At 72.2% G+C, this 26,706-nt stretch carries 23 protein-coding genes; 14 read left to right on the forward strand and 9 right to left on the reverse strand.

Features of this window, described 5'->3' with window-relative positions; genetic code table 11:
* Positions 1 to 94: 94 nt before the first annotated feature.
* Entirely contained in the window at positions 95 to 1,951 is a 1,857-nt protein-coding gene (locus IW248_RS27425) for a hypothetical protein (RefSeq protein ID WP_196929254.1), read from the forward strand.
* Positions 1,952 to 2,012: 61 nt separating this feature from the next.
* On the opposite strand, the gene IW248_RS27430 is transcribed toward IW248_RS27425, so the two are convergent.
* Together IW248_RS27430 and IW248_RS27435 are read right to left on the reverse strand one after the other, a co-directional pair.
* Complete coding sequence (locus IW248_RS27430; RefSeq protein ID WP_196929255.1) at positions 2,013 to 3,542, reverse strand: FAD-dependent oxidoreductase; 1,530 nt, start codon at positions 3,540 to 3,542, stop codon at positions 2,013 to 2,015.
* Positions 3,543 to 3,567: 25 nt separating this feature from the next.
* Complete coding sequence (locus tag IW248_RS27435) at positions 3,568 to 4,056, reverse strand: MSMEG_6728 family protein (protein ID WP_196929256.1); 489 nt, start codon at positions 4,054 to 4,056, stop codon at positions 3,568 to 3,570.
* Between the two features lie 95 nt (positions 4,057 to 4,151).
* Between IW248_RS27435 and IW248_RS27440 the strand changes: the two genes are divergently transcribed.
* The 6 genes from IW248_RS27440 (at position 4,152) to IW248_RS27465 (ending at position 11,745) form a co-directional block, all read left to right on the forward strand.
* Entirely contained in the window at positions 4,152 to 6,122 is a 1,971-nt protein-coding gene (locus IW248_RS27440) for a potassium channel family protein (protein WP_231396458.1), read from the forward strand.
* A gap of 91 nt (positions 6,123 to 6,213) precedes the next feature.
* A complete protein-coding gene (locus IW248_RS33290; RefSeq protein ID WP_210817687.1) occupies positions 6,214 to 6,504 on the forward strand; it encodes a type II toxin-antitoxin system TacA family antitoxin in 291 nt (96 codons plus the stop codon).
* Positions 6,501 to 7,022: a GNAT family N-acetyltransferase gene (locus IW248_RS27450; RefSeq protein ID WP_196929258.1), complete on the forward strand. Its 522-nt coding sequence runs from the start codon at positions 6,501 to 6,503 to the stop codon at positions 7,020 to 7,022. Before IW248_RS33290 ends, IW248_RS27450 begins: the two co-directional genes overlap by 4 nt.
* A gap of 68 nt (positions 7,023 to 7,090) precedes the next feature.
* Positions 7,091 to 9,943 carry an AfsR/SARP family transcriptional regulator gene (locus tag IW248_RS27455; protein ID WP_196929259.1) on the forward strand — a complete coding sequence of 951 codons (2,853 nt, stop codon included), beginning with the start codon at positions 7,091 to 7,093 and terminating at the stop codon, positions 9,941 to 9,943.
* 30 nt (positions 9,944 to 9,973) lie between these two features.
* Entirely contained in the window at positions 9,974 to 10,963 is a 990-nt protein-coding gene (locus tag IW248_RS27460; RefSeq protein ID WP_196929260.1) for an ATP-binding cassette domain-containing protein, read from the forward strand.
* Positions 10,960 to 11,745, forward strand: coding sequence for an ABC transporter permease (locus IW248_RS27465; RefSeq protein ID WP_112582898.1), 786 nt, complete (start codon positions 10,960 to 10,962; stop codon positions 11,743 to 11,745). The genes IW248_RS27460 and IW248_RS27465 overlap by 4 nt, the downstream gene beginning before the upstream one ends.
* 19 nt (positions 11,746 to 11,764) lie before the next feature.
* On the opposite strand, the gene IW248_RS27470 is transcribed toward IW248_RS27465, so the two are convergent.
* Together IW248_RS27470 and IW248_RS27475 are read right to left on the reverse strand one after the other, a co-directional pair.
* Positions 11,765 to 13,000 carry an APC family permease gene (locus IW248_RS27470; protein ID WP_196929261.1) on the reverse strand — a complete coding sequence of 412 codons (1,236 nt, stop codon included), beginning with the start codon at positions 12,998 to 13,000 and terminating at the stop codon, positions 11,765 to 11,767.
* A gap of 11 nt (positions 13,001 to 13,011) precedes the next feature.
* Positions 13,012 to 13,749, reverse strand: a complete 738-nt coding sequence (locus tag IW248_RS27475; RefSeq protein ID WP_196930387.1) for a phosphatase PAP2 family protein — start codon at positions 13,747 to 13,749, stop codon at positions 13,012 to 13,014.
* 119 nt (positions 13,750 to 13,868) lie between these two features.
* Here IW248_RS27475 and IW248_RS27480 point away from each other — a divergent pair, with 119 nt between their 5' ends.
* A complete protein-coding gene (locus IW248_RS27480) occupies positions 13,869 to 15,092 on the forward strand; it encodes a DUF4032 domain-containing protein (RefSeq protein ID WP_196929262.1) in 1,224 nt (407 codons plus the stop codon).
* 87 nt (positions 15,093 to 15,179) lie between these two features.
* On the opposite strand, the gene nagA is transcribed toward IW248_RS27480, so the two are convergent.
* The 3 genes from nagA to IW248_RS27495 are packed head-to-tail and all read right to left on the reverse strand — an operon-like array spanning position 15,180 to position 18,162.
* Entirely contained in the window at positions 15,180 to 16,289 is a 1,110-nt protein-coding gene (gene nagA, locus IW248_RS27485) for an N-acetylglucosamine-6-phosphate deacetylase (protein ID WP_196929263.1), read from the reverse strand.
* Entirely contained in the window at positions 16,286 to 17,236 is a 951-nt protein-coding gene (locus tag IW248_RS27490) for an ROK family protein (RefSeq protein WP_196929264.1), read from the reverse strand. The genes nagA and IW248_RS27490 overlap by 4 nt, the downstream gene beginning before the upstream one ends.
* On the reverse strand, positions 17,233 to 18,162 hold the full coding sequence (locus IW248_RS27495; RefSeq protein ID WP_124816278.1) for an SIS domain-containing protein: 930 nt from the start codon (positions 18,160 to 18,162) through the stop codon (positions 17,233 to 17,235). Before IW248_RS27495 ends, IW248_RS27490 begins: the two co-directional genes overlap by 4 nt.
* Before the next feature lie 198 nt (positions 18,163 to 18,360).
* Between IW248_RS27495 and IW248_RS27500 the strand changes: the two genes are divergently transcribed.
* From IW248_RS27500 to IW248_RS27525, 6 genes are all read left to right on the forward strand, one after another.
* Entirely contained in the window at positions 18,361 to 19,146 is a 786-nt protein-coding gene (locus IW248_RS27500) for a DeoR/GlpR family DNA-binding transcription regulator (protein WP_091403015.1), read from the forward strand.
* Between the two features lie 121 nt (positions 19,147 to 19,267).
* Complete coding sequence (locus IW248_RS27505) at positions 19,268 to 20,278, forward strand: ABC transporter ATP-binding protein (RefSeq protein WP_269155096.1); 1,011 nt, start codon at positions 19,268 to 19,270, stop codon at positions 20,276 to 20,278.
* Positions 20,275 to 21,291, forward strand: a complete 1,017-nt coding sequence (locus IW248_RS27510) for an ABC transporter permease subunit (RefSeq protein ID WP_124816274.1) — start codon at positions 20,275 to 20,277, stop codon at positions 21,289 to 21,291. Before IW248_RS27505 ends, IW248_RS27510 begins: the two co-directional genes overlap by 4 nt.
* A gap of 110 nt (positions 21,292 to 21,401) precedes the next feature.
* A complete protein-coding gene (locus IW248_RS27515) occupies positions 21,402 to 21,803 on the forward strand; it encodes a DUF3263 domain-containing protein (RefSeq protein ID WP_196929265.1) in 402 nt (133 codons plus the stop codon).
* 121 nt (positions 21,804 to 21,924) lie between these two features.
* Positions 21,925 to 22,749, forward strand: a complete 825-nt coding sequence (locus tag IW248_RS27520; RefSeq protein ID WP_196929266.1) for a hypothetical protein — start codon at positions 21,925 to 21,927, stop codon at positions 22,747 to 22,749.
* Between the two features lie 149 nt (positions 22,750 to 22,898).
* Positions 22,899 to 23,408 carry a GNAT family N-acetyltransferase gene (locus IW248_RS27525; RefSeq protein ID WP_196929267.1) on the forward strand — a complete coding sequence of 170 codons (510 nt, stop codon included), beginning with the start codon at positions 22,899 to 22,901 and terminating at the stop codon, positions 23,406 to 23,408.
* A gap of 52 nt (positions 23,409 to 23,460) precedes the next feature.
* Here IW248_RS27525 and IW248_RS27530 read toward each other — a convergent pair whose 3' ends face one another.
* Positions 23,461 to 24,393 (reverse strand): NHL repeat-containing protein, encoded by a 933-nt coding sequence (locus IW248_RS27530; protein WP_196929268.1) that lies wholly within the window; start codon positions 24,391 to 24,393, stop codon positions 23,461 to 23,463.
* 93 nt (positions 24,394 to 24,486) lie between these two features.
* Positions 24,487 to 26,691 carry an AAA family ATPase gene (locus IW248_RS27535; RefSeq protein WP_196929269.1) on the reverse strand — a complete coding sequence of 735 codons (2,205 nt, stop codon included), beginning with the start codon at positions 26,689 to 26,691 and terminating at the stop codon, positions 24,487 to 24,489.
* Positions 26,692 to 26,706 lie beyond the last annotated feature (15 nt).

Consider the following 26,706-nt stretch of genomic DNA (forward strand, 5'->3'; position numbering starts at 1 on the left):
TCGCTCGAAAACGGGGCCGCCGCCGTCGGTGCGAGTCACTACGATCCGAGCGGTCGCCGCCGCTCTGCTGGCGACCGTACAGGAGGAACTCCACTTGAGACTTGTAAGCCGAGGTGTCCGGCTGGGCGGGCGTCTGCCGGTGCTGGCCGCCGTCGCCACGCTGGCGCTGGGTGCCGTCGTCCTCTCACCCGGGCCGGCCACCGCCGCCGAACCCCACCACGTGTTCACACCTTCGCTCCTCGCCTACACCGACTCCACCACCCCGGACACCGCGGTCTTCTACCCCAGCGGGGGCGACATCCCGGTGGGGTCGTGGCGGGACGACGCCGGCACCACGCACTCCTCCCGCATTTATGTCACGTTCGATGTCGGCGGGATCTACGCCGGTCGGCTGAGCCGGGCGACCCTCGTCGGGCGGGAGAGCCGAGCCAACGACTGCGCACGCACGCGTGCCACAGTCGCCCAGGCAACCGCCGCCTTCACCGGTGAGAGCAGTTGGTCCCACCCGCCGGCCACTGTCGGCAAGGCGGTCACCGCGACCGCCGAGGGCAGTGACTGCAACTCCTGGCGCACCACCTGGGACTTGACCGCCGCGTTGACCAAGGCGCTGGGCCGGGGTGAACATCAACTCACCACCGAGCTGCGGATCCCGAAGCGAAACGAGGGGGATGTCTCCTACGGCCGCTGGCTGGAGACCAACGAGTTCCGGTTCGAGGTGGAGCTGAACAACACCGCCCCGCTCAAGCCGACCAGGCTCTTCAACGCGAACACCGACACCCCCTGCGGGCCGGCGTACTTCGCGGGATCTGAATTCAGCGCACACGCCAACATGACGGACCGGGACCGGGACCCGTACGACGAGCTGACCGCCGAGATGCAGTTCTGGCCGCTCGCCGACCCGTCCGCGGTCACGCCTGTCGACCCCGGCACTTCCAGCGGCGCCGACGGTCTCAACGCTGTCGGTCAGATCCCGGTGGCCTCGCTGACGGATGGCGAGTACGCCTGGCACGCCCGGACGTACGACCAGCGGGCCTGGTCACCGTGGAGCGATCCGTGCCACTTCACTGTGGATCGCACCAAGCCTGCCGTCGCGCCGACAGTCGCCTCTCCGGAATATCCGGAGAACCCGGCGAATCCGACCGGCAGCACTGGGACCGAGGGCACCTTCCTGTTCACGTCGCACGGGGTCGCGGACGTGGTGAGCTTCCGGTACGGCGACAGCCAGTGGACTCTTTACAACCAGGTGGCAGCCGACCAGCTCGGCGGCGCGGCCACCATCCGCTGGCGGCCCCGCGACGCGGGCGAACAGACGCTGTACGTGGCGAGCGTGGATCGCGCCGGCAACAGCTCTCCGGTGCGGGCCTACACGTTCAAGGTGCGCGACCTGACCGTCAACGCGTGGTCGACGGCCCAACAACCTGACCCGTCCGGCAGCGGAATGGCGGTCACGATGCGGTTCAGCACCCAGCCCGGCAACGGCATCACCACGATCGCCTATCGGGTGGACGGTGGGTCCGAGCAGCTGGCGACAGTGGGGGCCGACGGGGTCGCCGAGCAGGTCCTGACGCCCCTCAAGGGCGGCGAGCACCAGCTCAGCTACGTCGGCCGGAGCGCCTCCGGCGAGGCGGGGTACCAGCAGGAGACGACCTTCTTCGTCGACGATGGGCCCACCATCACCTCGGACGGTGTCTATCCGATCGAGGGCTCCGGCGGTGGCGTCGCCGTCCCCGGGGTCTTCACGGTCTCGCCGGCGGTGACCCAGGGCGCCACCTCGGTGCGGTGGTTCGACAGCGTCGACAACAACCCCAGGGTGGTTCCGCTGGCCGCCGACGGCAAGGCAAAGATCACCTGGACGCCCACGACGGCCGGCTGGACCTACTTCTGGTTCACCGTCGAGTACGCCGACGGCAGCCTGTCCAGTTACCGGTCGTTCTCGGTCACTGTCAACTGATCCGACGCGGGGGTGCGGGAACAACGCACCCGCACCCCCGCGCCAGGTCCTCCAAACGGGGTCAGCGCCTCCCGGCCAGCAGGCCGCGCGGTCGGATCGAGCGCACCGGCTCGGCCGCGCCACCCTCGGCGCGCAGGATGTGGTTCGCGGCGATGATCCCGGTCGCGGCCGAGCGTTCCATCAACGCGCTCGGGAAGTCCGTGGCGATGCCGTCGCCGGCCAGGTAGAGGCCGTCCGCGTCGGTGCGTACCCCCGGTCGCCAGGCGTGGCTGCCCGGCGTGAACGCCGGCGCCTGCGCCTCCACCCGGGCCCGCAGCTCCCGGACCCGCAGGTCGCCGGCCTCCGGCCAGAGCGCGACCAGCTCGCGGCGCATCCGCTCGGCCAGCTCCTCGGCCGGCACGCCGGGCTCGCAGGCGTACGCGTGCAACTCGATGACCGACCCGCCGGTCTGCTGCGCCCAGCGACGCGGCTCGTTCTCCAGCCGGTGATAGAGCGTCACCGAGTCCAGAGTGGGCTGGCGGGACACGCCGCTGAACACCGCCCGCTCGGCGGCCACATCCCCGGCACACCAGTACCGCGCCACCGCGTACGGCGGGCCTGGGTTGCCGAAGGCCGGCATCCGTGCCGCCAGTTCGGGTGCCTGCTCGGCCAGGTCCGGTGAGGCCGCGACCAGCGCGGCGAGCGCCGGCGGGTCGACGGCGAGCACCACGTGACCGGCCGGATGGCTGCCGCCGTCGGTGGTCGTCACCCGCCAGCCGTCGGCGTCGCGGTGCACCCCGGTCGCGGCGCAGTTGGTGAGGACCCGACCGCCGTGCTTCTCCACGTGCCGGGTCAGCGGCTCCCAGATCGCCGTGGCGTAGTCCTCGTCGGGGCAGTCGAAGGCCAAGCCTTCCGGGTTGCCGAGCAGGTAGAAGTGGAACTGGGCGACCATCTCGGCGGCCGACATCTCCGCCTCGTGGTTGAAGAACGAGTGCGAGAAGACTTCGAACAGCATCGCCCGCGCCCGGTCCGGCAGTCGCAGCGACGCCAGCAGCTCGTCGGCGGTGGCGTCGTCCAGGTCGGCGTAGGTGCGCACCGGGTCGTAGCTGAGCAGCGGCAGCGCGGCGTCCCGATCCATGCGTCGCAGGTCGGCCAGGCGCAGGCTGGGGCTGCGCAACAGCAACGCGAGCAGGTTCGCCGGTGGCGCGGGCGGCAACTTGCCGAACTCCTCGGTCGGCCACTGACCGCTCAGAATCGGGTAGCCCGGAATGGGCTTGAGGAAGCCCAGGCCAGGGTCAACCCGGCGGAGGATCGACCGCCAGTTGTAGTACTGCCGGAAGAACGCGTGGAAGCCGTGCTCGTTGCGCTGGCTGCCGTCGGCGAGCGCCTCCGGCCAGGCGCCCAGTCGACCGCCCAGCGTCGGCGCCGCCTCCAGCACCGTGACCGCCACACCCCGTTCGGCCAGCACCACCGCCGCCGACATGCCGGCGATGCCGCCACCCACCACCAGCGCCGTGGTCGGTCGCGGCACGAGGTCGGCGCCACCACCGCCCGGGTCCACCTGGTGCTGCCGTACGCCGAGCAGCCGACCTACCAGTTGCGACAGCGCCATGGAGCCCAGTCTGCCGCACCTTCGCTCAGTCGGCCGGCAAGCAACGGCGGGGGCGGTCCGAGGCGGGCCAGACGTACTCCAGATCCTCCGGCACGTCGTCGCCGAACAGCGGGCGGTAGTGCGCCGGGTCCTTCCGCAGCAGCGACGAGCGGTGACTCAGGTGCAGGTCGTCGCGGCCCAGCCACGGTGGCAGCTCACCGGCTCGGGCCAGCTCGTCCTGGGTCCGCACGACGCCGTCCCCGCAGGCGGCGGCGAGGTCGACGGTCATCGTGGCGGCGCAGGTGTCGGCCCGCCCCGGTTCGGTCCAGACCGCGCACATGTCCAGCCCGTAGCGGACCAGCGCCTCCTCGTACCCGGCCCACATCTTCACGGCCGGGTGGTTGCGCCAGCCGTACCCGGGTCGGGTGAGCCCACGCAGCACCTGGATGGCCTCCACCCGCTGCTTGCCCAGCCGCTTCTGGTCCAGCGTGCGGGCGCTGGCCAGAAAGCCCGGGTACGGGAGGAATGTCTGCATGTCGCTGCTCTACCCGTCGCCGTGGCGCGCATGCCTGGTCGCAGGATGATCCGGACGGGGTCGCCCACCAGGGCCGTGCTGATTACGATCCGGGCATGGCGGAGCCGTGGCGGGACCGGGCGCGACGGGCGGTCGAGTGGAACTGGCGGCTGCGGTCCGTCGGTGACCCACGCCCGCACTACGTGATCTGCGGGAAGGACGCGCTCGCCTACTACGTGGCTCGGGCGACGCTCGAATCCGAGCTGCCGGCGGGCGGGGCCCGGGTGACAGTCGTGGTGCCGGAGCGTTATCGCAGCAACGGGCCGGACGTGGCCGGGCTGCGCGGGGTCCGGGTGGTCCGCTCGGACCGGCTGGACGTGGCCACCTTCGAGGCTGCCGGGCTGGCCGGAGCGACCGGACTGGCCCTGCTGCACCAGGACGACGTCGGCAACCTGCACGCCGCGCTCTGCGCCCAGGCCGTCGACCACCGGGTCCGCCAGGTGCTGCGGATGTTCAACGGCACCCTCGCCGACGGCGTACGCAAGCTGCTCAAGGCTCCGGTCGAGGTGCTCTCCGACGCCGAGATGGCCGCGCCGGCCTTCGTGGCCGCCGCGCTCAACGAGGTCGACCCCAGTTCCTTCCAACATCGGGACAAGACACTGCGGGTGGCACGGCGGGCTGACGTCCGACCGCAGGACGTGGTCTGCGCGTTGGCGCACCTCACCGAGGCGCAGGGGGTGGAGTTGCTGCCGGCCGACCAGGCCGGCGCCGACCTGGTACTCGCCGAGGCGACAGGTCAACCACCGGGCACCGAGGTCGCCGCCCGCCGGCTGGTCCGGGCGCGTCGGCGGCGTCGCCCGGTCGCGGTGGTGATGGGAGCGGTACGCGGTTTCGCCACCCGCAAGATCGGCATCGCGGTGATGGTGGTGCTCGCGCTGATTGCGGTGCTGGGGGCGCTGATCTCCCGTGCGGAGGATGTCTCTCCGCTGGAGGCGCTGTACCTGACGCTGGTCACGACCCTCAGCGGCGCCGACCCGGACACCAACAAGGCGGCCGACGCGCAGATCATGCAGGTGGTGCTCAACCTGGCCGGCTTGGCGCTGATTCCGCTGATCACCGCAGTCGTGGTGGACGGCATCGTCAACGCCCGGCTGGCTCTGCACACCGGCCGGTTGCAACCCCCACGGGTCGGGCACGTGGTGGTGATCGGCCTGGGCAACGTCGGCACGCGGGTGATGGCGCAACTGCGCGAGTACGGCGTCGAGGTGGTGGCCATCGACAAGGCCGCGGAGCCGCGCGGCGCAGCCCTGGCCCGCCAACTGGAGGTGCCGCTGATCGTCGGCGACGCCGCGTTGCCCGAGACGCTGGCCGCCGCCTCGGTGGCCGACTGTCAGGCGCTGGTGGTGGCGTCCACAGACGACGTGGCCAACCTGGAGGCTGCGCTCGCCGCCCGCGACCTCCGTGCCGACCTGCGTGTGGTGCTTCGGCTCTTCGACGGTGACTTCGCCGAGCGGGTGGAGGAGACCTTCGCGCTCGGGGTGTCCCGGTCAGTCTCCTACCTGGCCGCCCCGGCCTTCATCGGGGCGCTCACCGAACGCGCCGTGATCAGCACCATTCCGGTCGACCGGCACGCGCTGCCGGTCGCCGAGGTGCCGGTAGCCCCCGGCTGCGAGCTGGACGGCCGACCGCTTGACGTGGTCAACCGGGACGGGCAGGTCCGGCTGATCGCCCGTACTCCGGCGGGCGGTGCCAAGACGATCTGGTGGAAGGACCTGGATCCCCGGCAGGTGATCTTCGCCGGTGACCGGCTGACAGTGGTCGCCCGACGGCGCGGGTTGGACTGGCTGACGCGGCAGTGCGCCCCGCCCGCCCACCCGGGGTCGGACCCTCGGCCGACCGGGCCGGTCCACGGCGGGGTGCACACCCCAGTGGCGGCGTCTCCTCCGGTGCCGGGGCAGACGGACTCCGGGGTCGGCGCGACACATCCCGTTCCCCCCGCCGGGAACGCGCCCTCGACGACCAACGGCGGCCCGGCGGACGAATTCGAGCTGACCCGCCGGCATGACGGGACCGGCGAGGGGAGCTAACGCCGTCTGGCGCGGTCGGTGCGGCCGGTGCGGATCCTCTGATAAACAGCATCGACTTGTGGTGGCGTACTTTGTGCGTACACTTGGGGTCGTGAGTGCCAAGGCGGAGCGACTGCACCTGCGGGTAGACGAGCAGCAGAAGGCGCTGCTGGAGGCGGCCAGTCAAGCGGCCGGGGACAGCGTGTCGACGTTCGTGTTGAAGGCGGCGACCGAAGCCGCTGCGGATGTGCTCGCCGACCGGCGGGCGTTCCTGCTGGACGAGGACGCCTGGCAGGTCTTCGATGAGGCGTTGCAGGGCCCGGCGCAGGACGTCGCCGGGCTGCGGGAACTGTTGACCGGTCCGACAGTGCTCGACCTGCCGACTGATGGTGCGCCCCGGTGAGTTCCCGCTTCTCGGCGGTCGAGCCGCTGTCGGCCGAGTTCGCGGTCACCGGGTTCGACTGCGGCTCCCGCGCACAGTCGGTATGGCTGATCGAGCATGCCCTGCAAGCGCACCGGGCGGGCTTGTCCCGGGTGTACGTGGTGCGGGACAACGACCATCCAGATCAGCGAGTGGCCGGCTACTACGCTCTGGCTGCCGGTAGCGTCGCCCCCGCCGATGCCTCGCCTCGCCTGCAGCAGGGGGCCGGCCGCTACCACCAACCGGTGGTGATCCTGACTCGGCTGGGGGTCGACCGCGGTGCCCAAGGCGTCGGGCTGGGTCGAGCCTTGGTAGTCGACGCACTACGGCGGATAGCCGCCGCCTCCGAGGTCATTGGCGTACGCGCGGTGCTCATTCACTGTGAGACAGAAGCTGCCCGCGACTTCTACCAGCGGCTGGCTAAGTTCGAGGCGAGCCCCACCGACCCCATGCACCTGTTGCTGTTGATGAAGGATCTTCGCCGCGCGCTCAGCGGCTGACCCTCCCGAACGCAAGGCTGGCGGATCGGGCGGTAGGAACCGCCCGGCACTGAGCGACAATCCATGGCATGCGTTTCCGCATCCTGGGGCCGACCCAGGTGGTGCTGGCCGACGGGCGAGAGGTCCCCGTGGGCGGTCCGCGGCTGCGCACTCTGCTGGTGCTCCTCCTGCTCGACGCGGGTCGGGTGGTCTCCGCCGAGCGCCTGATCGACGGCCTGTACGGGGAGCATCCGCCCCGGGGCGCGGCCAACGCGCTCCAGTCCCAGGTGTCGCGCCTGCGCCAGGCTCTGAGCGCCGAGCACGACCCGGTCGAGTTCCACCCGGCCGGTTACCGCCTGGCCGTGGATCCCGGCGACGTCGACGCGTACCGGTTCGAACGGCTCGCCGAGGCGGGACGCCGCGCGCTCGCCGACGGCGACTGGTCCCGGGCGGCGGCCGTGTTGCGCGAGGCACTGGAGTTGTGGCGTGGTCCCGCTCTGGCCGATGCCGTCGGCGCAGCCGGCGCGCCCGCCCAGGCGGCCCGGCTGGACGAGCTGCGGCTGGCCGCCACCGAGGATCGGATCGAGGCGGACCTGGCGTTGGGCGCACCCGGCGCGCTGATCGCGGAGCTACGGGAGTTGGTCGTCGCGCATCCGTTGCGGGAGCGCTTGCGGGGCCAGCTCATGCGCGCCCTGACCGCTCTGGGTCGGTCGGCGGAGGCGCTGGCCGAGTTCGAGGACGCCCGGCACACGTTGGCCGAGCAGCTTGGCGTCGACCCATCGGCGGAGCTGGCCGCGGTGCACCTGGCGGTGCTGCGTGGTGAGGAACGCCTGTCGGCCGAACCCGCGCTGCCGAGTCAGCTCACCACGTTCGTCGGGCGGGAGGAGGAACTCAAGCGCGTCGGCGAGTTGCTTGGCGAGCGCCGGCTCGTCACCCTCACCGGCCCCGGGGGCGCCGGCAAGACGCGCCTGGCGATCGAGGCTGCCGGCCGGGTCGACGGGGAGGTCCGTCTCGTCGAGCTGGCGGGGCTGGCCGACGGGTCGGACGTACCGCAGGCGGTGCTGAGCGCGCTCGGCCTGCGCGATGCGGGCCTGCGCGCCCCGGCCGAGCCGGGCCGGCAGACCATCGATCGGCTGGTCGAGGCGCTCGCCGAGCGGCGACTGCTGCTGGTGCTCGACAACTGTGAGCACGTCCTCGTCGACGCGGCCCGGCTGGCCGCCCGGTTGCTGAGCGCGTGCCCGGCGTTGCGCGTCCTGGCCACGAGTCGGGAGCCGCTCGGGCTGGCCGGTGAGGCGCTGTGCCCGCTGTCCGGGCTCACCCTGCCGCCGCTCGGCGCGTCCGCGCTGGACGCCGACGACTACGCGGCTGTCGGCCTCTTCGCCCAGCGGGCCGTCGACGTCGCGCCCGACTTCACCGTCACGCCGGCCAACGTCGAGATGGTGCTGCGGATCTGCCGCAGCCTGGACGGTCTGCCGCTGGCGATCGAGTTGGCGGCCGCGCGGCTGCGGGCGCTGTCCGTCGCCGAGGTGGCCGCCCGTCTCGACGATCGGTTCCGGTTGCTGTCGACGGGCAGCCGGGCCGTGTCGCCGCGGCACCGCACCCTCCGGGCGGTGGTCGGGTGGAGTTGGGATCTGCTCGACGACGCCGAACGGGAAGTGGCCCGCCGGCTGACCGTCTTCGCCGGTGGGGCCACGCTGGAGGCGGCTGGGCGGGTCTGCGGCCTGCCCACCTCCGAGTTTGTCGACGCGCTCACCGGTCTGGTCGACAAGTCCTTCGTGGAGATGACCGGCGGCCGATACCGGATGCTCGAAACGGTGCGGGCCTTCTGCGCCGAGCGCCTCGCCGAGGCCGGCGAGGCCGACCAGCTACGTCGTGCCCATACCGCGTACTTCCTGGAGTTCGCCTGGACGGCGAGTGACCACCTCCGGTGCGCGGAACAACTGCACTGGCTGCGCCGGCTCGACGCGGAACGGGACAACCTGCACGCGGCGTTGCGTCGCGCCACGGCCGCCGGTGACGCGTCCGACGCGGCCGGGATGGTCGCGGCCCTGTCGTTCTACTGGTGGTTGCGCGGCATGCGCGGGGAAGGGGCGCGGCTGGCCACCGACGTCCTCGAACTGCTCGGTACCGAGGCGCCTCCGGGGCTGAACGAGGAGTTCGCCCTGTGCGTCTACAACGCCTCGCTCGCCGGCTCCGGCCCTCTCCCGTCCCTCGGAACGCAGCGGTCCGTGATCCGTAGTCTCGACCGGCCGCCCCGACAGCCGTTCCTGCTGTACCTGTCGGGGATCTCGACCGGACCGCCGTCCGGCGGCGCCGAGAATGTCGACGAGCTGATGGCGGAGCTGCGACGGCTCGTCGGCCCGGACGCGTGGATCAACGCGCTCGGCGCGATGGGCAGCGGCTCGGCGCTGATGTGGAGTGGCCAGTGGGACCGGGCCAGGACCGCGTTGGCCACCGCGCTCGACGGCTTCCGGAGCACCGGGGACCGGTGGGGCACCATGATCACGCTCGGTGCGCTCGGTGAACTGGCCGCCTGGCAGGGCGATCCGGAGATGGCGGGCGCCCACATGGATGAGGCCATGGGATTGGTCGAGGCGCTCGGGTCGGCCGTCGACCAGGCCGACATGCTGCGTACCCGGGGCGAGATAAGGCTGCGCGCCGGTGACCTCGCGGCGGCGCACGACGACTTCGCCGGTGCGCTGCTGCTCGCGCAGCGCAGCGGCGCGCCCGAGTTCGTGGCCAGCGCCCGGCTCGGCCTCGCCCAGGTGGCCCGCGTGCGTGGGGACCTGGCGGCCGCCAGACGATTCTGCGAGGAAGCGTTGGTCGGCGGCCTCACCGGCTGGTACGTCGGCGACGCCGCCCGCGCGGAGATCATCCTCGCCCTGAAGGAGATCACCGGGGCGGAGGAGGCCGGTGCGCGGCCGTCAGCGGACGGTGCGTGATCCGTCAGCGCCCCACCGCACCGTGGGGGCATGACGACATTCGAGGTGGTCGCCGAGGGTCTGGGCAAGCGGTACGGCCCGACCCGCGCGCTCGACACGTTCGACCTGACCGTGCCGCCCGGCACGGTCCACGGACTGCTGGGACCGAACGGCGCGGGCAAGACGACGGCCGTGCGGATCCTCACCACGCTGCTGCGCTTCGACACCGGAAGGGCCACCGTGGCCGGGTACGACGTGCTGCGTCGGCCGGACGAGGTGCGCGCCCGGATCGGGCTGACCGGGCAGTACGCGGCGGTCGACGAGATCCTCAGCGGCCGGCAGAACCTGGAGCTGTTCGGCCGGCTGTTCCGGCTCGGCCGACGGGAGGCCCGTCGACGCGCCGGCGAACTGCTGGAACGGTTCGGGCTCGACGAGGCGGCGGGCCGGTCCGCCGGTGAGTACTCGGGTGGGATGCGCCGTCGACTGGATCTCGCCGCCAGCCTGATCCGTACGCCGCGCGTGCTCTTTCTGGACGAGCCGACGACCGGCCTGGATCCGCGCAGTCGCAACCAGGTGTGGGATCTGGTTCGTGGTCTCGTGGCGGACGGGACCACTGTGCTGCTCACCACGCAGTACCTGGAGGAGGCCGATCAGCTCGCCGACCGGATCTCGGTGATCGACGCCGGTCGGGTGGTGGCCGAGGGCTCGCCGGACCAGCTGAAGTCGATGACCGGTGGTGACCGGGTCGAGGTGGTGGTACGCGACGCGGCCGAGCTGGGCCGCGCCGCCCGCCTCGTCGCGCGGATCTGCGGCGCGGAGCCCGAACTGGATCCGGAGGTCCGACGGCTCAGCGTGCCGGTGGTCGATCGCGTCGCCGGCCTGGTCGACGTGGTCCGCGCACTGGACGACGCCGGGATCGCTGTCGAGGACATCGGCCTGCGGCGCGCGACGTTGGACGAGGCGTTTCTGCACCTGACCGGGCACCGGCCGGACGAGGTCCGCGAGCCGGTGGCCGCCGGACGAAAGGCGGACGTGGCATGACCACTGTGATCGCCGATGGCTGGACGATGACCAGGCGGAACATGACCCACGTGATCCGCGCGCCGGAGGAGTTGATCCTCTACTTCTCGCTGCCGATCATGTTCGTCCTGGTCTTCGGGTACGTGTTCGGCAGCGGCATGCAGGTGGCCGGTGGTGGCAGCTACCGCGAGTTCCTGCTGCCCGGGGTGTTCGTGATGACGATGCTGTACGGGCTGGGGGCGACCGCGACGGGCGTGGCGCTGGATCTCAGCCGGGGCGTGGTCGACCGGTTCCGGTCGATGCCGATGGCGCGGTCCGCCCTGATGACCGGTCGCAGCGCCGCCGACCTGCTGCGCGCTCTGCTGGAGATGTCCACCCTCCTGGTGTGTGGCCTGCTCGTCGGGTGGCAGTGGCGACAGGGTGTCGGCAAGGCGTTGCTCGCCGTCGGCCTCCTCCTGCTGCTGCGAATCGCGATCACCTGGGTCGGGATCTACCTGGCGTTGCTGGTCCGCAACCCGGACACGGTCGGTGTGATCGTCTTTCCGGCGGCGTTCCCGTTGAGCGCGATCTCCAATGTCTTCGTGTCGCCCGAGCTGATGCCGCCGGTCATCGGGACGATCTCGGAGTGGAATCCGCTGTCGGCCACCGTCGCGGCGATCCGCGAACTGTTCGGCAACCCGGGCCTCGGTGGTGACTCCTGGCCGGCGGAGCACGCGATGCTGTTGGCGGTGCTGTGGCCGGTGTTGCTGATCGCGACGTTCGCCCCGCTGGCCGTGCGCCGCTACCAGCGGTTGAGCCGCTGACTCCGGCCGTCTGGCGGGGTCAGCGGCGGGCCCGCAGAGCGTAGGAGGCGGCACCCACGGCGAGCACACCGAAGCCGGCGAGGACGCTGCCCAGCGGCAGGTTGACCGCCAGCAACAGACAACCGAAGAGCCCGAGGCCGGCGAGCACCCGGACCGGCAACCGCCGGTCCGGGTCCCGGCCCAGTGTGAGTGCCGCCGCGTTGGTGATCGCGTAGTAGACGAGCACCGTGCAGCTGGAGAAGCCGATCGCGGCGCGTACGTCGCCGAGCAGCACCACCACGATCACCACGACTGCGACCGCCAGCTCGGCGCGGTGCGGCACCTGGCGCACCGGGTGCACGGCGGCCAGCGCGCCGGGCAGGTCACGGCGGCGGGCCATGGCGAGGGTGGTCCGCCCGACCCCGGCGACCAGGGACAGCAGCACCCCGACGACCGCGATGGTGGCACCGGCGCGGACCACCCACGCCAGGCCGGGCAGCCCGGCGGCGGTCACCACGTCGACCAGTGGCGCGGCGGAACCGGCGAGCCGGTCGGCGCCGAGCACGCCGAGCGCGACCACGGCCAGCACCAGGTAGATCACGAGCACCACCCCGAGCGCCAGCGGCACCGCGCGTGGAATGGTCCGCTGCGGGTCGCGTACCTCCTCGCCGAGCGTGGCGATCCGGGCGTACCCGGCGAAGGCGAAGAACAGCAACCCGGCGGCGGCGAGCACGCCCCGCGCCGAACCGTCGGCCTCGGTGAGCCGGTCCAGGTGCACCGGCCCGCCGACCACACCGACGACAGTGACGAGGACCAGCACCGCAAGCACCAGCGCGACCAACGCCCTGGTCACGGCCGCGGTCTTGGCGATGCCGCGCAGGTTGACCGCGGTCACCGCGAGCACCGCGCCGGCGGCGACCAACCGGGCCTGACCCGGCCAGAGGTACGCCCCGACGGTCAACGCCATCGCCGCGCAACTCGCCGTCTTGCCGACCACGAAGCCCCAACCGGCCAGGAACCCGGCGAACGGCCCGAGACGCTCCCGGCCGTACACGTAGGTGCCGCCGGACTCCGGGTAACGGGCCGCCAGCCGCGCCGAGCTGGTCGCGTTGCAGAAGGCGACGAAGCCGGCCAGCACCAGCGCGGGCAGCAGGCCGGCGCCGCCGGCCGCCGCCACGGCCGGGCCGAAGACCACGAAGACGCCCGCGCCGAGCATCGAGCCCAACCCGATGACAACCGCATCGGGTACGCCCAGCCGCCGCGCCAGTTGATCCACGAAATAGAACCCTAGGGGTACGAGGTGAACGGCCGATCCCACGCGCGTAGCCGGCCGGGGAGCGGCACGCCGTCCCAGGGTGCCCGGTGCAGCAGCCGGTCCAGGAGCAGGCCCAGCAGCAGCCCGGCCACCGAGTCGGTCAGCCAGTGCCAGCCGAGGTAGGTGGTGGTGGTGAGGACGACCAGCGGCGGCACGACGCGGATCACTGTGACGAGCCGGGCCGGCAGTTGGCGGCCGAAGCTGCGGGCCAGCGGGGCGAGCAGCAGCGCGATGACCCCGTACCAGACGATCGCGTTGGCGACGTGCCCCGACGGGTAGGACTGGGCGAACCGCACCGGCAGGTCGTCGTGGAACAGCGGCAGGGTCTGCTCGGGCGTCAGGAACGGCTCCTTGACGCTGGCGCTCGGCGCCGCCCGTGCGGTCCAGATCTTGAGTGGGCCGATCGTCAGGTTGGTCAGCGCGAACGCGACCACCGGAGGCAGGATCGGCCGCACCGACCGCAGCCGGACGGCCAGCAGCACGCCCAGCCCGGCGGCGATCAACGTCAGCGGAGTGCCCTGGCCGAGGAAGTTCAGCACCCGGGCGACCCAGTACGCGGCGGCCGGCCGGTGCCCGTCGGCCCAGTCGGCGACCGCCCGGTCCACTCCGAAGAGCTGGTCGGCGGCGAGCGCCACCGTCAACCCGACCAGACCGACAAGCAGGAGCGCGTCGAACCACCAGCCGGCCGGGCGGACGGGCCGTAGCCGCAGGTCACGTCGTACCGCTGTGGGTTTGAGCACGCGACCACGCTACCGGCCCGGCGCGAGGCCGGGGTGTGCGGCGCTGTGGGCCGAACCACGATCAGGGGCGGATGCGGGGGCGACCAGTCATGCTTGTGCCCGTGCGGATCACGTCTGCCCTCGTGGACCCGGCGCTGCTCGACCTGCCCTGGTCGACACCGCTGGAGGAGTGGCCTGCCCAACACCTGGTCGCGCTGCCGCAGGGCATCTCCCGGCACATCGTCCGGTTCGTCCGGTTGGGCGAGTACGTGTACGCGTTCAAGGAGACCCGCGAGCGGATCGCCGAGCGGGAGTACGACCTGCTCCGGGCCCTGGAGCGGATCGACTTCCCCTCGGTCGAGGCGGTGGCGGTCGTCGCCGACCGGCAGACCGCGGACGGGGAACCCCTCGAATCGGTGCTGATCACGCGGCACCTGCAGTTCTCGCTGCCGTACCGGGCGCTCTTCTCGCACACCCTCCGGCCGGAGACGATGAGCCGGCTGCTCGACGCGCTCGCCGCCCTGATCGTGCGGATGCACCTGACCGGCTTCTTCTGGGGCGACTGTTCACTGTCGAACACGCTGTTCCGGCGGGACGCGGGCGCCTTCGCCGCCTACCTGGTGGACGCGGAGACGGGTGCCCTGCACAACACGCTCTCCAACGGTCAGCGCGGCGAGGACCTGGAGATCGCCCGGGTGAACATCTTCGGTGAGGCGTTGGACCTGCAGGCCGCCGGCCTGCTGCACGAGTCCATCGACCCGGAGGTGGTCTGCGAGGAGGTCGTGCAGCGCTACGAGCGGCTCTGGCACGAGATCACCTACGAGCAGGCGGTCGAGCGGGAGGCCCGACACGACATCGAGGGCCGGATCCGCCGCCTCAACGAGCTGGGCTTCGACGTCGCCGAGGTGGCCATGTCGTCCATCGACGACGGGCGTTTCCTGGTCCGGCCGAAGGTCGTCGACGCCGGCTACCACACCCGGCGGCTGCTGCGGCTGACCGGTTTGGACGCCGAGGAGAACCAGGCACGCAAGCTGCTCAACGACCTGGACGCCTACCGCGCGGAGAGCGACCTGATCGACGAGCAGCAGGCCGCCCACCGCTGGCTCACCGAGGTCTTCGAGCCGGTGGTCCGGGCCGTCCCCGCGCACCTGCGCCGCAAGCTGGAGCCGCAGGAGCTGTTCGCCCAGATCATCGAGCACAAGTGGTTGCTCTCCGAGCAGGCCGGCCGGGACGTCGGGATGCGCCACGCGGTCCAGTCGTACCTGTCCGACGTGCTGGTGCACCGCCCCGACGAGCAGGCCGTCCTCGGCGTCGAGGTCCCCGCCGTCGGCTGAGTCGGGGCCTCCGCCTGCTCCTGCGGCGTACACATCGGGCCGGCCGAGACGACCCGGCGGATGCGAGCGGCGACCGGGGCGCCCCCGTTACTCCACCCAGGAGCCTCCGCGCAGCACCCGCACCACGTTGAGGTCGTCGTCGAGCACCACCAGGTCGGCGCGGAGGCCCACCTGGAGGGACCCGACCCGGTCACCCAGACCGATGGCCCGCGCCGGGGTGGTGGCCACCATCCGCGCGGCGTCGGCGATCGGGATTCCGGCGTTCACGGCATGCCGCAGCGCCGCGTCCATGGTCAGGGTGCTGCCGGCGATCGCGCCGTCGCGGGCGAGCCGGGCCACCCCGTCGGCGACGGTGACGGCCTGGCCGCCCAGCTCGTACTCGCCGTCGGGCATTCCGGCGGCGGCCATCGCGTCGGTGATCAGCGCGGCGCGGTCCGGACCGGCGGTCGCCGTGACGAAGGTCAGCATGCCGTCGTGCAGGTGCACACCGTCGGCGACCAGCTCGCAGATGACTGTGGGCGCGTCGAGCAGGGCCACCACCGGCCCCGGCTCGCGGTGATGCACCGGTCGCATCCCGTTGAACAGGTGGGTGCCGACACTGGCGCCGGCGGCGACCGCGGCGCGGGTCTGCTCGTACGTGGCGTCGGTGTGGCCCACCGCCGCCACCACCCGCTGCGCGGTGAGCAGCTTGATCGCCTCCAGCGCGCCGTCGCGCTCCGGGGCGAGGGTGACCATCCGGATCGCGCCCCGGCCCAGCTCGATCAGCTCGGTCAGCTCGTCGGTCGACGGGTCGCGCAGGAACTCCGGGTTCTGCGCGCCGCAGCGGGCGGCCGACAGGTACGGCCCCTCGAAGTGGACCCCCGCCAACACTCCCTCGTCGACAAGCGGGGCGAACGCCTCGGTGGCCTTACGCATCAGCGGAAAGGGTGCGCTGACGAGGCTGGCCAGCAGTGTGGTGGTGCCGTGCGAGAGGTGGAAGTCGGCCGCCGCGCGAGCCTCGTCGGCGTCACCGGTGGTGAAGGTGTGCCCGCCACCGCCGTGCGTGTGCATGTCGACGAAGCCGGGCACGATCCAGTGCCCGTCGCGCACCGACGGATACTCGGCCACCGCTGTGATCCGATCACCGTCCCACTCGACGCAGCCCTGTCGGACGACTCCGGTCGGGGTCACCACTCGGCCGTTCACCCGTACGGTCATCGCTTCTCCTGATGGTCACGGACACCCACGGCGTCCAGGGCGAGCAGAGCGGCACCGAGGCAACCGGCCTCGTCGCCGAGGGCTGCCGCGACCAGCTGCGGCTCCCGGTGGAAGGTCATTCGTTCGTGCAGCGCCGCCCGCAGCGGGGTCAACAGCCGGTCCCCGGCCTGCGCGAGGCCACCGCCGAGCACGATCGTCGCCACGTCGAACAGCGCCTGCCCGCTGGCGAGGCCATCGGCGAGCGCCTCGACCGCCTCCTGCCAGACCTGGCCGGCGAGCGGTTCGCCTGCCGCGGCCCGCTCGGCCACCTCGGCCGCCGTCACCGGCGCGTCTGTGGTCTTCCCGCCGAGTTCGGCGTAGCGGCGGCCGATCGCGGCGGCCGACGCGACCGCCTCCAGGCAGCCGGGGCGGCCGCAGCCGCAGCGCGGACCGTCGGGCCGGACCAGGATGTGGCCGATCTCCCCGGCGGCGCCGTGGGCTCCCACGGCGGCCTTGCCGTCCACGACGTGAGCGGCGGCGATGCCGGTGCCGATGGCCACGAACAGCACGTGCCCGGTGCCGCGTCCGGCGCCGAGCCGGGCCTCGGCGAGACCACCGACACGCACGTCGTGGCCGAGCGCCGTCGGCAGGCCGAGCCGCTTCACCGTCAGGTCCCGCAGGGGTACGTCCCGGAAGCCTACGTTCGCCGACCAGACCGCGACGCCGCGCGCCTCGTCCACCACCCCGGGCACGGCGATGCCGACCGCGATCGGGGCGAGCCCGTCGGCGCGGGCCTTGTCGGCCAGCCCGCCTGCCACCTCCAGGATGGTGCCGACCACGGCGGCTGGGCCGCGGGCAGCGTCGGTGGGGTGCCGCTCGCTGCGTACCACGACGCCGTCCGGTCGGACCAGGGCGCACTTCATGCCGGTGCCGCCGACGTCCAGCGCAACGACCACGCGGTCGCTCATGCAAGCACCACGGACCGGGTCAGGTGTCGGGGCGCGTCCGGGTCCAGGCCCCGGCTGGTGGCCAGGGCGACCGCGAAACGTTGGGCCAGGATCAGGTCGGCCATCGGGTCGACCGGGGTCCGGCCGGCGGACCAGCTGCCCAGCACCGTGCGCCAGCCGTGCGTGCGGCTGTGCACGAAGGCCGCGCCGGTGGCGGCCACATCCTCCGGCAGCCCGTCGGGCAGCTCACCGAACGCCCAGACCAGCCGGCCCGGAGCGGCGACCGAGATGGGGCCGTGCCGGTAGTCCATCGCCGGGTACGCCTCGGCCCAGAAGGTGGCCGCCTCGCGGCACTTCAGCGCCGCTTCCTGAGCCAGCCCGATCGTCCACCCCCGGCCAAGGAAGGTGACCTGTTCGATGGTGGCCGGGTCGATCGGCAGCGGTGATCGCACCGCCACCTCGGCGTCGGCGGCGAGCGCGGTCACCGGGTCGCCGAGTTGGGCCCGGAGCACTGCCAACGCGGTGGTTGCGAAGCGGGTCTGCACCACCGACCGTTCGTCGGCGAAGGGCAGGGCCACGGTGGCGGCGGCCAGGTCGACCGCCGGGGACGCGGGGTCACCGACGATGACGGTGGTGGGTGTCCGTCCGCGTAGCGCGGCGAGCAGCTCCAGCACCTCGGTGGTGGTGCCGGAACGGGTGATCGCGATCAGCCGGTCGTAGCGGCGGCCGGCGGGGAACTCGGACGCCTGAAACGCGTCGGTCTCACCCTGGCCGGCCTGCTCGCGGCGGGCCGCGTACGCCATCGCCATGAACCACGATGTGCCGCAACCGACGACGGCGACCCGCTCACCGGGGCGCGGCAGATCACCGCGTACGACCTCGGCCAGCCTGGCCGCCTCCCGCCAGCAGTCGGGTTGGCTCGCGATCTCCGCGTCCACGTGCGCCATGGGAACTCCTCGCAGGCCGATCGGTGCGCAATACGGCTCGTTAGACCCGCATTTCGCGCGTTATTCTGCGCGAACGCGGGTGACCATGGCAACCGACCATCCGATCGCGCAGGTCAGTCTTTTGCGCAAGCCTAGTTTCGCGCACTAGTGTGCACGCAATCAATCACCGTCCGTGCAGTTGCTGGGAGGGCCCCCGCAGTGGACCGGTACGCCAGATGGAACGCCCTGCTCGAAATGCTGACCGACAACGGCCGGGTCAGCGTCGAGGCGGCGGCCGAGCGGCTGGACGTCTCCCAGGCCACCATCCGGCGTGACTTCGACCAGCTCGCCCAGCAGCAGATGATCACGAGGACCCGGGGCGGCGCGGTCGCCAACGGTGTGTCGTACGACCTGCCACTGCGCTACAAGACGGCCAAGCACTCGGCCGAGAAACAGCGGATCGGGGCGGCCGCCGCGGCGCTCGTCACGCCGGGCACAGTGGTCGGCCTGAACGGCGGCACCACCAGCACCGAGGTGGCGAGGGCGCTCGCCGTGCGACCGGATCTGAACACCAGTGCCGAGGGCGCGCAGCTCACAGTGGTGACGAACGCGCTGAACATCGCCAACGAGCTGCTGGTCCGATCCCGGATGAAGGTCGTGGTGGCCGGCGGAGTGGTGCGCCCGAAGTCGTTCGAGCTGGTCGGCCCGCTGGGCGGGGCGCTGCTGCGCGAGGTCACCCTGGACGTCGCCCTGCTCGGTGTGGACGCGATCGACCCACAGCTCGGCGCCGCCGCCCACCACGAGGGGGAGGCGGCGATGAACAACCTGATGGTGGCCCGCGCCAAGCGCGTGGTGATCATCGCGGACTCGTCCAAGCTGGGGGGTCACGCCTTCGCCCGGATCTGCCCGGTCGAGCGGGTGGAGACGCTGGTGACCGACTCCGGTGCCGCGCCGGAGGTGGTGGACGCGTTCCGCGCTGCCGGCGTACAGGTCATCTGCGCCTGAACGGTCACGCTCCGTCGATGAACTAGCCTGTTCGGCGCGTCGGTGCATACCGCGTATTGCATGCTCCTGCATACCGCGTATGGTGTCGGCTGTCACGCCCACCCATCGGGGGAGGTGCAGCTTGCCAGCTGTCCTGGAGATCGAAGGTCTACGTAAGACGTACAAGAGTCGTCGACGCGGCACCCGCAACGCGCTCGACGGCTTCGACATGCAGGTCAACGCGGGGCAGGTGCACGGCTTCCTGGGTCCCAACGGGTCCGGCAAGACCACCACGCTGCGTACCCTGCTCGGCCTGATCCGACCCGACGGCGGCCGGATGGCGCTGCTCGGGCACGAGGTCCCCGACGCACTGCCCACGGTCGCCGGCCAGGTCGGTGCGATCGTGGAGAGCCCGCAGTTCTTCCCGCACTTCACGGCACGGGACACGCTGTCCCTGCTCGCGGGGGCGGGCGAGGTGCCGGCCGTCCGGGTCGACGAGGTGCTGGAACTCGTCGGGCTCCGCGACCGGTCCGGCGAGCGGGTCAAGACGTACTCGTTGGGCATGAAGCAGCGGCTCGCCGTGGCCTCGGCCCTGCTGAAGAACCCGAAGCTGCTCATCCTCGACGAGCCGGCCAACGGCCTCGACCCGGGCGGCATCCGGGAGATGCGCACGCTGATGCGGACGCTCGCCGAGTCCGGAATGACTGTGGTGCTGTCCAGCCACATCCTCGGTGAGATCCAACTGATCTGCGACTCGGTCACCATCATCTCGCTGGGCCGGCGGGTCGCGTTCGGCCCGGTCGACGAGGTGCTCGCGCAGCACTCGTCCGGTGCGGTCCGGATTCGCCTGGAGGCGGTCAGCGACCTGCCGGTGGCAACCGAGACGCTCACCCAGGCGGGGATCCGGGTCACCGGTCACCCGGACCACCTGATGCTGGCCGGTGTCGACAAGCCGGCGTCGGTGACCCGGCTGCTCGCCGAGAAGAACCTCTACGTCAGTGAGCTGGCGCCGATCGCCGTCGATCTGGAGAGCGTCTTCCTCGAACTGACCGCCACCGCGCCGGTACCCGGTCAGCACCGGCAGGTCGACGAGTCCATGAAGGTCGGCGGGACGGGTCAGCCCGGTCCCGCCGGAGGAGGGTGGGGCGCGTGAGCCTCTTTCGTACCGAGCTGCGCCGGCTCAGCAAGCGGCGCTTCACCCGCTACATGACACTGCTCGGCCTGCTGGTGCTGGCCGCGGTGGTGGTGGGGGTGTTCTTCACCAACCAGAAGATCGACGCCGGCCAGTACGCCAAGGCCGAGCGTAAGGCCGACCAGCAGTACCAGGAGCAGGTGCGCTGGAGCGAGCAGGCGCGCGCCGAGTGCGAGCAGGCCAAGACCGCCGGCACGGCGAACAATGATCGCTACCCCGACGACTGCTCGATGATCACGCCGCCGTCGCGGGACCAGATCGAGGCACAGTGGTTCCTGCCCTCGACGTTCAACTTCAAGGAGACGTTCGACGAGACCCTGATCCCGTTCGCGGCGATCCTCGCCCTGGTCGGGTTCGTCATCGGCGCGTCCTTCGTCGGCGCCGAGTGGAGCACCGGCGGCATGATGAACCTGCTGCTCTGGCGGCCGAAGCGGCTCACCGTACTGCTCACCAAGCTGGCCGCGCTGCTCACCGGCATCCTGGCGGTGACGCTTCCGGCCGCGGTGCTGTGGTTTGCCGGGTTCTGGGCGGTCGCCAACTTCCGGGGCAGCACCGAGAAGATGACCTCGGGGGTCTGGCAGTCGTTCATGCTGACCGGTGTACGCGGCGTGGTGCTGGTGTTGGTGCTCACCACAATCGGCTTCGCCCTCGCCTCGCTCGGTCGGCACACCGCGATGGCCCTCGGTGGCGTGGTGGCGGTGATGGTGGTCGGCCAGTTCGGCCTGGGCATCCTGCTGTCCATGGCCGGCGTGCGGTTCGCCGAGGCATGGCTGCTGCCCACGTACGCGCTGGCCTGGATGACGAAGACTGTCACGTTGCAGGACTGGAACTCCTGCAACGCGACCTTCAGCGGGGAGTGCAAGCCGGCCACGATGGACATCAGCTGGCAGCAGTCCTCCGTCCTGCTCTCGGTCGGGGTGGTGGTGATCCTCGGGGCGGCGCTTTGGGCGATGCGTCGCCGCGACATCACCTGACCCGACCGGAGTGACGCGGCGCGGCCGGCCCGGCCGTCGGGGTTCCCGGCGGTGCGGACCGGCCGCGCCGCTTGCTGCGTCCCTGGTCGCCGCTGGCTAGGCTGAGCGACATGTCCGCCGACACCACCCCGGCCGCCCCCGAGCCGTCCATCGACGCTCGTCCGGGTGAGGGCGCGGGTGCCGCCGGGCCGACAGTCCCGAATCCCCGACCGGCGCCGCCCATCGAGACCGACGACTCGGCGTCGCCGGCGGACGAGTCGACGCAGCCCGCTGATCCCGCGCCGGGGCTGACCGAGCGGGAGCGGGCCATCCTCGCCTTCGAGCAGCAGTGGTGGCGGCACGCCGGCGCCAAGGAGCAGGCCGTCCGGGACACTTTCGGGATCTCGTCGACCCGGTACTACCAGTTGCTCAACGGTCTGCTGGACAATCCGGCCGCACTCGCCGCCGACCCCGTGCTGATCAGCCGACTCCGCCGGTTGCGCTCGTCGCGCGCCCGCAACCGCCGCCGCTGACCGCCACCGTCCGGGGCAGGAATGTAGCCGAACCCAAGGGGTACGCGGGGAGCGCGCCTCGCCGGAGGCGACGGAGGAGGCAGGCTATGACGGGCAGCAATCCGACGGGGGAACGCCCGTGATGCGGGTACGCTCCGCGTCCGCGCCGGCCCCGGGCCGGCCGGTCAACGAGGATCTGGTCTTCCGGTTCGGCCCGTTGGTCGGTGTCCTGGACGGCGCGACGGTGCCGGACGGCTTCGACACCGGCTGCGTGCACGGGCCCGAGTGGTACGTCCGGCACCTGGCCGCCCGTATCGGCGTCGCCGAGGCGGTACGCCCGGCCGCCCGGCTGACCAGCAACCTGGCCGCGGCCATCCTCGCGGTGCGCGCCGACCACGGCGGGCAGTGCGACCTCGACCATCCGGGCACCCCGTCCAGCACGGTCTGCCTCCTGCGGGACTGCGGCGACCAGGTGGACTACCTGGTGCTCTGCGACAGCCCACTGGTCCTCGACGCCGGCGGGCAGGTCAGCGTGGTCACCGACAACCGGCTGGACGCGGCGATGGCCGAGCTGCGGGAGACGGTGGCCATCGTGCCGGGCGGCGCGGCGGACCCGGTCACCCGGTTCCGGCACGCCGTGAGCGTCCAGCGGGAGCGGATGAACCGCACCCACGGCTACTGGGTGGCGGCTTCCGACCCGGACGCGGCCTTCCACGCGGTGACCGGGACCGCGCCCCGGCACGGGCCGGGGGCGCTCCGGCGGGCGGCGTTGCTCAGTGACGGCGCGTCCAGCGCGGTGGAGCAGTTCGCGCTGACCGACTGGGCCGGTCTGCTGGACCTGCTGGGCGCCGACGGTCCGGGTGCGTTGATCGACCGGGTGCGGGACGCCGAGCGCGACCACCCCGACCGACTGCGCCGACACAAGTCCACCGACGACGCGTCGGTGGTGTTCTGCGAGTTCGGGTAGGCGTTTTGGGCCGGTGACACCCGGTCGGGTGACAACAGAGCGTGATGCAGAACACCCGAGCCGCCCGACCGGCCGGTACCGCTGTCCGGACCGCCAGTGGATGGCCAATGGGGTGGACTTCGGCCGATGAGGGCGGCAGACTGCGGCACGTGGCGGGTGCGGTCCGGCTGGAGCCGGTGGACGAGCGGAACCTGGAGCCGTTGCTCTCCGTAGCGGCTGCGGAGGCGGAACCGGGTGATGTCATGCCCCCGGTCGAGGCGCCCGCCGGCTGGTCGCTCGCCCGCCGCGAGGCGTTCCGCGAGTTCCACCGGGCGAGCTTCGGTGGGCTGCACGGCCGGACCGGTTCGCAGATGTACGCCATCCTCGTCGGTGGCGAGGTGATGGGCATGGTGCGGATGACGCGCTGCGACGAGCCCCGCACGGTGGAGACCGGAATGTGGCTCGGCCGATCGGCACGGGGGCAGGGGATCGGCGCGGCCGCCCTGCGGGAGCTGCTGAACGCCGCAGCTCGGGCGGGTATGCGGGCGGTGGTCGCCGAGACGACCCCGGACAACATCGGCGCGGTATCGGTCCTGCGCAAGTGCGGCGCGAAGCTGCGCGAGGACGACGGCAAGGTACGCGCCGAGATCTGCCTCGATTCGACGCCGCCCGCCTTCTGAGGTGCCCGTCGGGGCCGGCGGCGACCGTGGGGGCCGCCGCCGACCGCCTGGGTCAGGCCGGTAGCCGGACGATGTCGTAGTCGGTGCTCGGCGTCGACTCCACGTCGAACCGGCCGTTCACCACGTACAACGCCGAGCCGAGCAGGTCGCCGGTGGCCGGCGACCGCAGCTGCGGGCCGGTGATCTCCCGCTGCACCACCCCGGCGGTGTACCCGGCGTTCAACCGGACCACAGCGACGACGTTTGTCAGGTTCCGGATCACGTGCAGCATGCGTCCGCGCAGCACCAGCCCGTCGGCCCGGTCCACCGAGTAGCCGCCCAGGTCGAAGAGACGGCTGCCGCCGGTACGCGGGTCGACGCGCACCAGTTGACCGGTCAGCATCTGCGCGACCAGCAGATCACCGTTCGGCAGCGCCACGATCCCGTTGTTGAACGCGTCCGGCGTCGCGCCCGGACCGGTGAGCGGCAGCACCCGGAACGCGTTCGGGGCCGGCAGTCGACCACCCGGGCCCAGCGGCACCACGTACAGCTCCGGCCGGGTGGAGTCGGTGAAGTAGATCGCCCGCTTGGTGATCACCAGGTCGTTGACCAGGCTGTTGGGGTCGGTGGTGAACTGGTAGTGGGCCAGCCGGGCACCGGTGCGCGGGTCGTACACGCTGGCCCCGCCGCCGGTGAAGTCGGCGGTCCAGAGCCGGCCCTGCGTGTCGATTTTGATGCCCGCCTTGGCGGTGCCCGGTGTGCCGGGGATCAGCACCGAGCCGCGTCCGGTGCGTAAGTCACCTCGCCACACCGCACCATCCAGGACGGAACCCACGTAGACGGTGGTGCCCCGGCCGATCGTCAACCCTTCCGGGGTGAACCCGTTCGGCAGCGCGATCCGGGCGGGGAACGGCTTCGCCGGATGAGCCGTCGCCGGTGCGCCGACCGAGACCAGGGTCGCCGCCGCCATGAGGGGGACGAGGAGGAGGGAGAGCAGCTTACGCAAGGAACACCACCTGACGTCGCAGTGGATGACTCCACTGAGGAATGTGACGTACTAGGAACGTCCCGCGCTCGACAAAAGGTTGTGCTGGTCTGATCACTCCCGGTTGGCGGCGTACGCGGCCAGGGCCGCGACCTGGGCCGGGTCCAGCGACGGGCGTACCCGGGCCCGTGCGGTCGACACGTGCTCGGCGGTGACCGTGGCGGCGGCGAGCGACTCCCGCATCGCGGCCAGCGCCGCCTCGCGGACCAGCGCCGCGCAGTCTGCGGCGGAGAAGCCGGTCAGCTCGTCGCCGAGGGCGGACAGGTCGACGTCCGGCGCCAACGGCACCTGTCGGGACGAGGCCCGCAGGATCTCCGCGCGGGCGGGCCCGTCCGGCGGTGGCACGTAGACCAGCCGCTCCAACCGGCCCGGTCGCAGCAGTGCCGGGTCGACCAGGTCCGGCCGGTTCGTCGCGCCGACCACCACCACGTTGCGCAGCGTCTCGATCCCGTCCAGTTCGGTGAGCAGGGCGGCGACCACCCGGTCCGTGGTGCCACCGTCGGTGGCCTGGCCGCGTACCGGTGCCAGCGCGTCCACCTCGTCCAGGAAGATCAGGGTGGGGGACGCCTCCCGGGCCCGACGGAACAGCTCACGGACCGCGCGTTCGCTCTCACCCACCCACTTGGAGAGCAGTTCGGCGCCCTTGACCGACAGCACGTTGGCCCGCCCCGATCCGGCCAGCGCGGTGACCAGGTAGGTCTTGCCGCAGCCCGGTGGCCCGTAGAGCAGAACGCCGCGCGGCGGCTGCACGCCGAGCCGGGCGAAGGTGTCCGGGTAGGTCAGCGGCCACAACACCGACTCGGTGAGCGTCTGCTTGACCTCGTCCAGGCCGCCCACGTCGTCCAGCGTGACCGAGGCCAGATCCAGTGTGGACGACGCCATCGTGGTGGGCCGGACCACCTCCCGCGCGGCGGTGAAGTCGGCCATCGACACCGTCGGTGTCTCCGCGGACTTCTGTCGCAGTGCCGCGCGTACCCCGGCCTCCCGGACCAGTGCGGCCAGGTCCGCCGCGACGAACCCGGGGGTACGCGCGGCAACGTCGTCCAGCCGGACGTCGTCGGCCAACGGCACCTGCCGGGTCAGTACGGTGAGCTGTTCGCGGCGCAACGCCTGATCCGGAAGCGAGACGCTGATCCGCAGCGACAGCAGGTCGGGCGCGCGCAGTGCGGGGTCGACCGCCTCGGACCGACCGGTGGTGCAGACCACCGCGACGCCGGCGCGGATGCTCTCCGCGAGCACCTGACGGAACACCGTCGCCACCGGGCCGGGATCGTCCGCGGGTGCGAGCGCCTCGACGTCGGTGACCAGCAGCACCGCCGGCCCGCCGGCTCGGGCCGCCGTCGCGGCGACGCGCAACCGCTCGGCGGCGGCCTGACTGGTCAGCGCGGCCACCTCCGGCGCCCAGAGCGGGTGAACGCGGGCACCGACCCGGGCGGCCACCGCCCGGACCAGCGCCGACTTCCCGGAACCCGCCGGGCCGACGAGCAACACTCCCAACGAGATGGTGGTGCCGAGCCGGCCCAACACCTCCCGGTGGTGGAAGCCGAGGTCCAGCAGTTCGGTCAGCTCCTCGGCCTGGGCCCGCAGCCCGGGCAGCTCGTCCACGTCGGGCGCGTCCTCGACCCGAACCGGGTCGGCGCTCGTACCCGGCGCGGTGCCGACCGGGGCGGGCCCGCCGTGGGTGGTCCCGCCGTGCTCCCAACCGATCACCGTGCCCATGGTGACCAGCGCGCCGGCCGCCGGCTCGACAGTGACCACTGTGAGCAGGGTGCTGGTCCAGGCGAAACCGACGGTGTTGGCGAGGCTACGTCGCGCCGCCTCGACCAGGCTGCGGACCGAGGCGTCCGGCAGCACGTCCTGCGGCAGCAGCGACACGTCGTCACCGGCGGTGAGCACCTTGCCCAGCAGGGCGAGCCGCAGCATCTCCGGGCTGACCGCCGCGACGACCCCCGCCGGCCCGGCCAGGACGACGCGGCTCGCCGGCACCAACGGCACCGGACTCACCCGCACCTGACCGCCGTCCCGCAGACCCAGGTTGCCCAACGTCAGGTCGTCGGCGTACAGCAGGGCGCTGCTCGCACCCGGCCCGGCCGCCGCCGCGATCCCGGCCGTCTCGCGGCGGCCGGCGAGGCGGACCGGGTCGCCGGGGCGCAGCCCCAACGCGGTAAGCGCCTCCGGGTGCAGACGCACGATGCCCCGTCGGGCGTCCAGCGCCGCCGGCCGCAGGCTCGCCGTCAGGGTCAGGTCGGGTTGCGCCACTGCCCGACCGTAGCC

The organism is Micromonospora ureilytica (assembly GCF_015751765.1).
Taxonomy (GTDB): Bacteria; Actinomycetota; Actinomycetes; order Mycobacteriales; family Micromonosporaceae; genus Micromonospora; species Micromonospora ureilytica.